The organism is Streptomyces sp. ISL-11 (assembly GCF_018614525.1).
Lineage (GTDB): Bacteria > Actinomycetota > Actinomycetes > Streptomycetales > Streptomycetaceae > Streptomyces.
In genome coordinates, this window is the sequence record NZ_JAGGOL010000216.1 from 1 (window position 1) to 6,513 (window position 6,513).

The 6,513-nt window shown below is 73.6% G+C and carries 5 protein-coding genes and 1 pseudogene; 2 read left to right on the forward strand and 4 right to left on the reverse strand.

Annotation, left to right across the window (positions count from 1 at the left end; all coding sequences use genetic code 11):
* Positions 1–178 precede the first annotated feature (178 nt).
* A complete protein-coding gene (locus J7E86_RS30465) occupies positions 179–958 on the reverse strand; it encodes a GntR family transcriptional regulator (RefSeq protein ID WP_215086051.1) in 780 nt (259 codons plus the stop codon).
* A gap of 137 nt (positions 959–1,095) precedes the next feature.
* On the opposite strand from J7E86_RS30465, the pseudogene J7E86_RS30470 reads away from it, so the two are divergent.
* Positions 1,096–1,558, forward strand: a pseudogene (locus J7E86_RS30470) (iron-sulfur protein); the annotation flags it as partial.
* Positions 1,559–1,756: 198 nt separating this feature from the next.
* Positions 1,757–2,809, forward strand: a complete 1,053-nt coding sequence (locus tag J7E86_RS30475; RefSeq protein ID WP_215086053.1) for a DUF2637 domain-containing protein — start codon at positions 1,757–1,759, stop codon at positions 2,807–2,809.
* A gap of 48 nt (positions 2,810–2,857) precedes the next feature.
* Here J7E86_RS30475 and J7E86_RS30480 read toward each other — a convergent pair whose 3' ends face one another.
* The 3 genes from J7E86_RS30480 to J7E86_RS30490 form a co-directional block, all read right to left on the reverse strand.
* Positions 2,858–3,382, reverse strand: a complete 525-nt coding sequence (locus J7E86_RS30480; protein ID WP_308312786.1) for an ATP-binding protein — start codon at positions 3,380–3,382, stop codon at positions 2,858–2,860.
* A gap of 292 nt (positions 3,383–3,674) precedes the next feature.
* A complete protein-coding gene (locus J7E86_RS30485; RefSeq protein WP_215086055.1) occupies positions 3,675–5,417 on the reverse strand; it encodes a pyruvate dehydrogenase in 1,743 nt (580 codons plus the stop codon).
* Positions 5,418–5,500: 83 nt separating this feature from the next.
* A partial coding sequence (locus J7E86_RS30490) for a protein phosphatase 2C domain-containing protein (RefSeq protein ID WP_215086056.1) occupies positions 5,501–6,513 on the reverse strand: 1,013 nt, incomplete at its 5' end.

Genomic DNA, 6,513 nt, shown 5'->3' on the forward strand with positions numbered 1-6,513 from the left:
CCGGGCCGCGGCGGTGACCGGGGCGCTCGGTCCGCCGTCAGCGCGCGGTGCTGGTAACCGGACCGCGCTGCCACCGTCCGGGCCACGGCGATGACCGGGCGGCTCGGTCCGCCGGCCGCGCCGCGCCGGTAACCGGACCGCTCAGCCCCCGCCCGCATCACACCCGTGACCGGACCTCTCAGTCCCCCGTCCGCGCCGCTCCCGTGAAGTGCCCGGTCAGCAGCGTCTCGACGGCCCGTAGGTCGCGCGCGACCAGCGCGTCCAGCAGGGCGGTGTGTTCGGCCGCGTCGGCCACGAGGTCGGCGGCGCTGACGGCGGGCGCCCGGTCCGCCGGCCACTGGGCGCGGCGGTGGAGCTCCTCGGCGACCGCGACCAGCTGGCGGTTGCCGCCCAGGCCCAGCAGGGCGCGGTGGAAGGCCCGGTCGGCCTCGGCGTACAGCGCGCGGTCACCGGTCGCCGCGGCGACCGACGCGGCCTCGGCGTACGGGCGCAGCTCGGACCACCTCGCCGGCGCGAGCGTACGGGCGAGACGCAGCACGGAGGGAACCTCGACGAGGGCGCGCACCTCGGCGAGCTCGGCGAGGTCGCGCGCGGTGCGGCGGGTGACGCGGAAGCCCCGGTTGGGGACGACCTCGACGGCGCCTTCGAGGACGAGCTGCTGCATCGCCTCGCGCACGGGTGTCGCGGAGACGCCGAACCGCTCGCCGAGCGCGGGGCCGGAGTAGACCTCGCCTGGGACGAGGTCGCCGCTCAGCAGGGCCTTGCGCAGGGCGTCGAGCACCTGGCCGCGTACGGAGTACCGCTGGGGCATCCGGCGCGCCGGGGCCGGCGCGGCGTACGCGCGCTCGCCGTGGACGTGTTCGCCGCGGACGCGTTCGGCGTGCGCGCCCGGCGTGGCCTGCGCGGGCACGCCGGGGCCGAGCCGCGGTGCCTCGGTATGGGGTCTGCCCTGCTCCATGGGGGTCCTCCTGTGTTCCTCCGAACCATAGGCGGCCGTTCTGACAGTTCAAACCCCGATCCGTTCCAGTAAGGTAAGGCTTGCCTCTAAATGATCGCGATTCGGTGGCCCTCGCATGCCTCTCGGCCTGCGGCCGGGGCCTGCTGGCGGCCGGGATCGAGGAGTTCCCGTGCCTGCCGGACGACCCGGCGGCGGCACTGCGGGAAGCGGTGGCCGTGGCGGACGAGGAGGCGCTGTGCGCGGCGCCGGCCGAGCACCTCGAACCGGTGCCGGCCGGCTTCCGGCCGCGGATGCGGCGCGGGCCGCGGGCACTGTGGGGCATGGCGACCGATAGGACCGCCGAGGGACTGTGGCACCTGGGGCGCCTGCCGGGTGAGGAGGCGCGGGCGAGGCGGAGTTGGAGCTGTTGCTGCCGGGGGCCACTCCCCCGTACGTCGGCGGCGCAGCCTCCGCGCGCCGACCGGGCCACGGGACGAGACGCTGCCGACGCGTGACCGGGCCGGTTGCCACCTCTTCCACACCGTGCGCCCCGCGGACACCTGCCTCATCTGCCCCCGCACCAAGGACGAGGACCGCGTCCGGCGAATTGCCGCAAGCTGAACCGTGCCACACCACCCGATCGTGTGATGACGTGCGAACGCAATCCCCTTTCCGGCAATGGACGTTCGAATTTCCCCACACCTATCTGTATGCCCTTGGCGTCCATTGGCAGGCAGTTGCGGCGAATCCCTATGGCGAACGGTCCGATTCCGTCAGGATGGCGCGCGAAAGGCCGTACAGCTATGCAAGGGACGCAAGATGAGAGTGACCGATATACCGCTGAATTGGATGCTCCCCTGTGTCGTGGCGCTCGCCGGGGCCGTGGCGGCGGTGACGGTGCTCGCGCGCGGCCGGCACGGCAGCGCGGACGACGCGGGGGCGTCCACGGATACGTGGGAGCGCACGGAGGAACGCAGGCGCCGCAAGGAGGCGGTCTACGGCATTGCCTCGTACGTCCTGCTCTTCTGCTGTGCCGCGGTGGCTGCCGCCCTTTCCTTCCACGGACTGGTCGGATTCGGGCGGCAGAATCTGGGATTGACGGGCGGCTGGGAATATCTGGTGCCCTTCGGTCTCGACGGTGCCGCCATGTTCTGCTCCGTGCTCGCGGTCCGGGAGGCCAGCCACGGCGACGCGGCGCTCGGCTCCCGGCTGCTGGTGTGGACCTTCGCGGGCGCCGCGGCCTGGTTCAACTGGGTGCACGCGCCGCGCGGAATGGACCACGCGGGAGCGCCGCAATTCTTCGCCGGCATGTCCTTGTCCGCCGCGGTGCTCTTCGACCGCGCGCTCAAGCAGACGCGCCGGGCGGCGCTCCGCGAGCAGGGACTCGTGCCCCGCCCACTTCCCCAGATCCGCATAGTCCGGTGGTTGCGGGCCCCCCGGGAGACCTTCGGCGCCTGGTCGCTGATGCTCCTGGAGGGTGTGCGCACGCTGGACGAGGCCGTCGAGGAGGTCCGCGAGGACAAGCGGCAGATGGAGCGCGACCGGGTCCGCCGGCGCGAGGCGGGCAAGCTGGAACGCGCCCGGCTCAAGGCGTACAACCGGCAGAACCGCGTGTGGGGCCGCGTCACCCGCGGCGGCCGCCAGATGGAGGTCGGTGGTCCGGCGGTGACCGCCGGACCACCGCCCGCACAGCTCGGCGCGGACCCTTCCATAGCCGCTGAACAGGGACAGCTCCCCGTACGCGCGCGTCCGCTCCAGGCGGTGAACGGCCCCGAGCCGATCGATCTCACCGCCGAGGACGACACCCAGGCCATCCCGCGGCTCGATTCGCTGGAGGCCAAACTCGCCCAGATCGAGCGGCAGTTCGGCTGACACGTCGGCCGGCACACCACGGGCCCTGAGCCGTCGCGGTGCGGCGGTTCAGGGCTCTTGTGCGCCCAGCTCGAACCAGACCGCCTTGCCCACGCCGTGCGGCCGCACCCCCCAGTCGTCCGCGAGCGAGTGGACGAGCAGCAGCCCGCGCCCCGACGTCGCGGCCGTCCCGACGGCGTTCATGGCGTCCGCGTCCTGCGGGCCGCCCGCGCCGCTCGCCTCCTCCGTCGCCCCGCAGCCCGCGAGGCCGCAGCCGCCCGCGTCGCGGGGCGCCGGGTGCCGGGCGACGAAGTCCCGCACCTCCACCCGCAGCAGGCCCTTGGCCGCCGCGCCCGGGCCGCCGGTGAGTGCCGCCCTCACCACCGCGCCGCCGTCCGTGTGCACCAGGGCGTTGGTGACCAGCTCGCTGGCCAGGAGCTCCGCGGTGTACGCGCGCCCCGGTGCGCCCCAGTGCGCCAGCAGCTCGCGCAGCCGGCCGCGTACCTCGGCGACCGCCGTGAGATCCCCCCGCCCGAGCCGTCTCTCGAACGCCGGCTCCTCGGGGGCCGCACCGTTCGCCTCGGTCCTGCTCACCCCTGTCGCCGTCGCGCCGTCCGCGCTTCTCGCCCGACTCGCGTGACCGTCCGTGCCCGCCCAGTTCGCAGTCCGCCTTTTCATCCTTCCGTGTCCCCGACCCCTCCCCGGCGCCCCGGCATCCGAACACGCTCACGCACACTCAAGGCAATGCATGCCCCGAGCCACGGGGAACGACGCCTGTTGACCCATCAACATGGTGATATGACTGGAATCCCGGGGGGACTTGTGCTGCGCGCGAATATGCCAAGCGCGTGAGGCCGAACGCGTTATTCGCACGGCCATTCCGCGGTCAGGGGCGGGGCACGTTCCGGAGGTTGGAGCGGGCCATCTGCAGCATCCGGCCGACGCCGCCGTCCAGCACGATCTTGCTCGCGGAGAGCGCGAACCCGCTGACCATCTCCGCGCTGATCTTCGGCGGAATGGACAGGGCGTTGGGGTCGGTGACGATGTCCACCAGCGCCGGGCCCTTGTGCCGGAACGCGTCCCGCAGCGCGCCGCGCACGTGTTTCGGCTTCTCCACCCGCACCCCGTACGCGCCCGCCGCCGTGGCGATGGCCGCGAAGTCGGGATTGTGATTGGCCGTGCCGTAGGACGGCAGTCCGCTCACCATCATTTCCAGCTCCACCATGCCGAGCGACGAGTTGTCGAAAAGGACGATCTTCACCGGCAGGTCGTACTGGACCAGTGTGAGGAAATCGCCCATCAGCATGGAAAATCCGCCGTCGCCCGACATCGAGACGACCTGCCGGTCGCGGTCGAGGAACTGCGCGCCGATCGCCTGCGGCAGCGCGTTGGCCATGGAGCCGTGCGTGAACGAACCGATCACCCGGCGACGGCCGTTCGGTGTGAGATAGCGGGCCGCCCAGACATTGTTCATCCCCGTGTCCACCGTGAAGATCGCGTCGTCGGCGGCCTCCTCGTCCAGGACGGACGCGACGTACTCGGGATGGATCGGCGTGTGCTTCTCGACCTTGCGGGTGTACGCCTTGACGACGCCTTCGAGGGCGTCGGCGTGTTTCCTCAGCATCTTGTCCAGGAACGTCCGGCTGCTCTTGGCCCGCACCTTCGGGGTCAGGCAGCGCAGCGTCTCGCGGACGTCGCCCCACACCGCGAGGTCGAGCCGGGAGCGGCGCCCGAGCCGCTCGGGCCGGACGTCCACCTGGACGATCCGCACGTCGTCGGGCAGGAAGGCGTTGTACGGGAAGTCGGTGCCCAGCAGGATGAGCAGGTCGCACTCGTGGGTGGCCTCGTAGGCGGCGCCGTAGCCGAGCAGCCCGCTCATCCCCACGTCGTACGGATTGTCGTACTGGATCCACTCCTTGCCGCGCAGGGCGTGCCCCACCGGCGCCTTCACCCGCTCCGCGAACCGCATCACCTCGTCGTGGGCGCCCGCCGTGCCACTGCCGCAGAACAGCGTGACCCGCCGGGCCTCGTCGACCATCCGGGCCAGGGCGTCGATCTCCGCGTCACCCGGCCGTACGGACGGCCGGGCCGGCGGCAGCGCGTGGTCCACGCCGCGCCCGGGTGCCGGCTCGCCCGCGATGTCACCGGGCAGGGAGATGACGCTGACGCCGCCCTGCCCGACCGCGTGCTGGATGGCGGTCCGCAGCACCCGCGGCATCTGCCGGGGGCTGGAGATCAGCTCGCTGTAGTGGCTGCACTCACGGAAGAGCTGGTCGGGGTGGGTCTCCTGGAAGTACCCGGTGCCGATCTCGCCGCTGGGGATGTGCGAGGCGAGAGCGAGCACCGGGGCCATGGAGCGGTGGGCGTCGTAGAGGCCGTTGATCAGGTGCAGGTTGCCCGGGCCGCAGGAGCCGGCGCAGGCGGCGAGCCGGCCCGTCAGCTGCGCCTCCGCGCCCGCGGCGAACGCCGCCACCTCCTCGTGGCGGACCTGCACCCAGTCGATGGCGGCGTTGCGGCGGATGGCGTCCACGACGGGGTTCAGGCTGTCGCCGACGACCCCGTAGAGCCGCCGCACCCCGGCGCGCACCAGGATCTCCACGAACTGTTCCGCCACCGACTGCCTGGCCATGGCGCGTCTCCTCCGGTCCGGGAGCAGGTCAGGGACCTGTCCGCAATCCCTCCCCCGCTCCCATCAACCCACGGAACACCCGGCTATGCCTCCCAGAGCGCGCACGCGGTCCGGTCGTCGGCGTAACCCTTCACCCTCAGGGTCACATCGCCGAGGAACGCGGCCAGCCCCGGCGGCTCGCCACCGGCCCACCGGTCCGCCAGACGGGCCCCCAGGGCGGGCTCGCCGCGCAGCGGCTCGGCCAGGCCGCTGCCGCACAGCAGCAAGGTGTCACCCGGCCGGGCGACGGACGCCCGGAAGCGGAAGGGCTCGCCCGGCACCTCCGCGGGCTCGACGACGGGGGCGAGACCGGGGGTGGGGATGCCGAGGTCCACGGTCATCCGGTCGGCGGCCGCCCGGTCCTCGGGCAGCGAGCCGTAGCCGACGACGGGCTCTCCCGCCCGGCCGTCCCCGGGCTCCGGATCGGGGTCCAGGTCCTGCCAGACGCCTTGCCGCAGCCGGAAGAGCCCGCCCGGGCCGACGCCGAAGAAGACCCGCGTACGGCACGCGGGGTCGGCGGCCAGCAGCAGGCAGCGCACGGCCGCCGTGTACTGGCCCGGCCCGAGCCCGAGCTCGACGGCACGGGCGCGCAGGCGGCCGTACGAGCGGTCGGTGAGGCGGTGCAGGCCGGACTTCAGCTCTCCGCGCCGGCCGCCGCGGATGTCGTCGGCCAGCCGTGCGTGGCTGCGGCCGACGGCGCCGCCCAGCCACGCGCAGATGTCCCGGGCCGCGCGGTGCGCCCCTCCGGCGGTGCGGGTGCCCCCGGCCATCGCGACGAACAGCAGGGCGCTGTCGCCCTCGCCGAAGCGGGCGGTCAGCAGGGCGTCGCGCCGCTGCTCGCCCCGGTAGCGGGCGGAGTCGCCGCGCAGTGACACGGCGCGCAGGGTGACCGCGCCGTAGCGCGCGCCGTCCAGGACGGTGTCCGGCAGGAGGTCGTCGAGCCGGGCGGGGTCGGCGGCCGGCCAGGCGGTCGGCTCGGCGTCGTAGGTGGGCGGCCCCTCGCCGACGAACTCGGCGGCGCGGGCGGGCCGCCGGGGCTCCTGCCGGGGCACCGCGC

Bases quoted from the DNA above. Each gene is read 5' to 3' on its own strand.
- J7E86_RS30475 (WP_215086053.1), top strand. From the start codon at position 1,757: ATGAGAGTGACCGATATACCGCTGAATTGGATGCTCCCCTGTGTCGTG.
- J7E86_RS30485 (WP_215086055.1), bottom strand. From the start codon at position 5,417: ATGGCCAGGCAGTCGGTGGCGGAACAGTTCGTGGAGATCCTGGTGCGC.
- J7E86_RS30465 (WP_215086051.1), bottom strand. From the start codon at position 958: ATGGAGCAGGGCAGACCCCATACCGAGGCACCGCGGCTCGGCCCCGGC.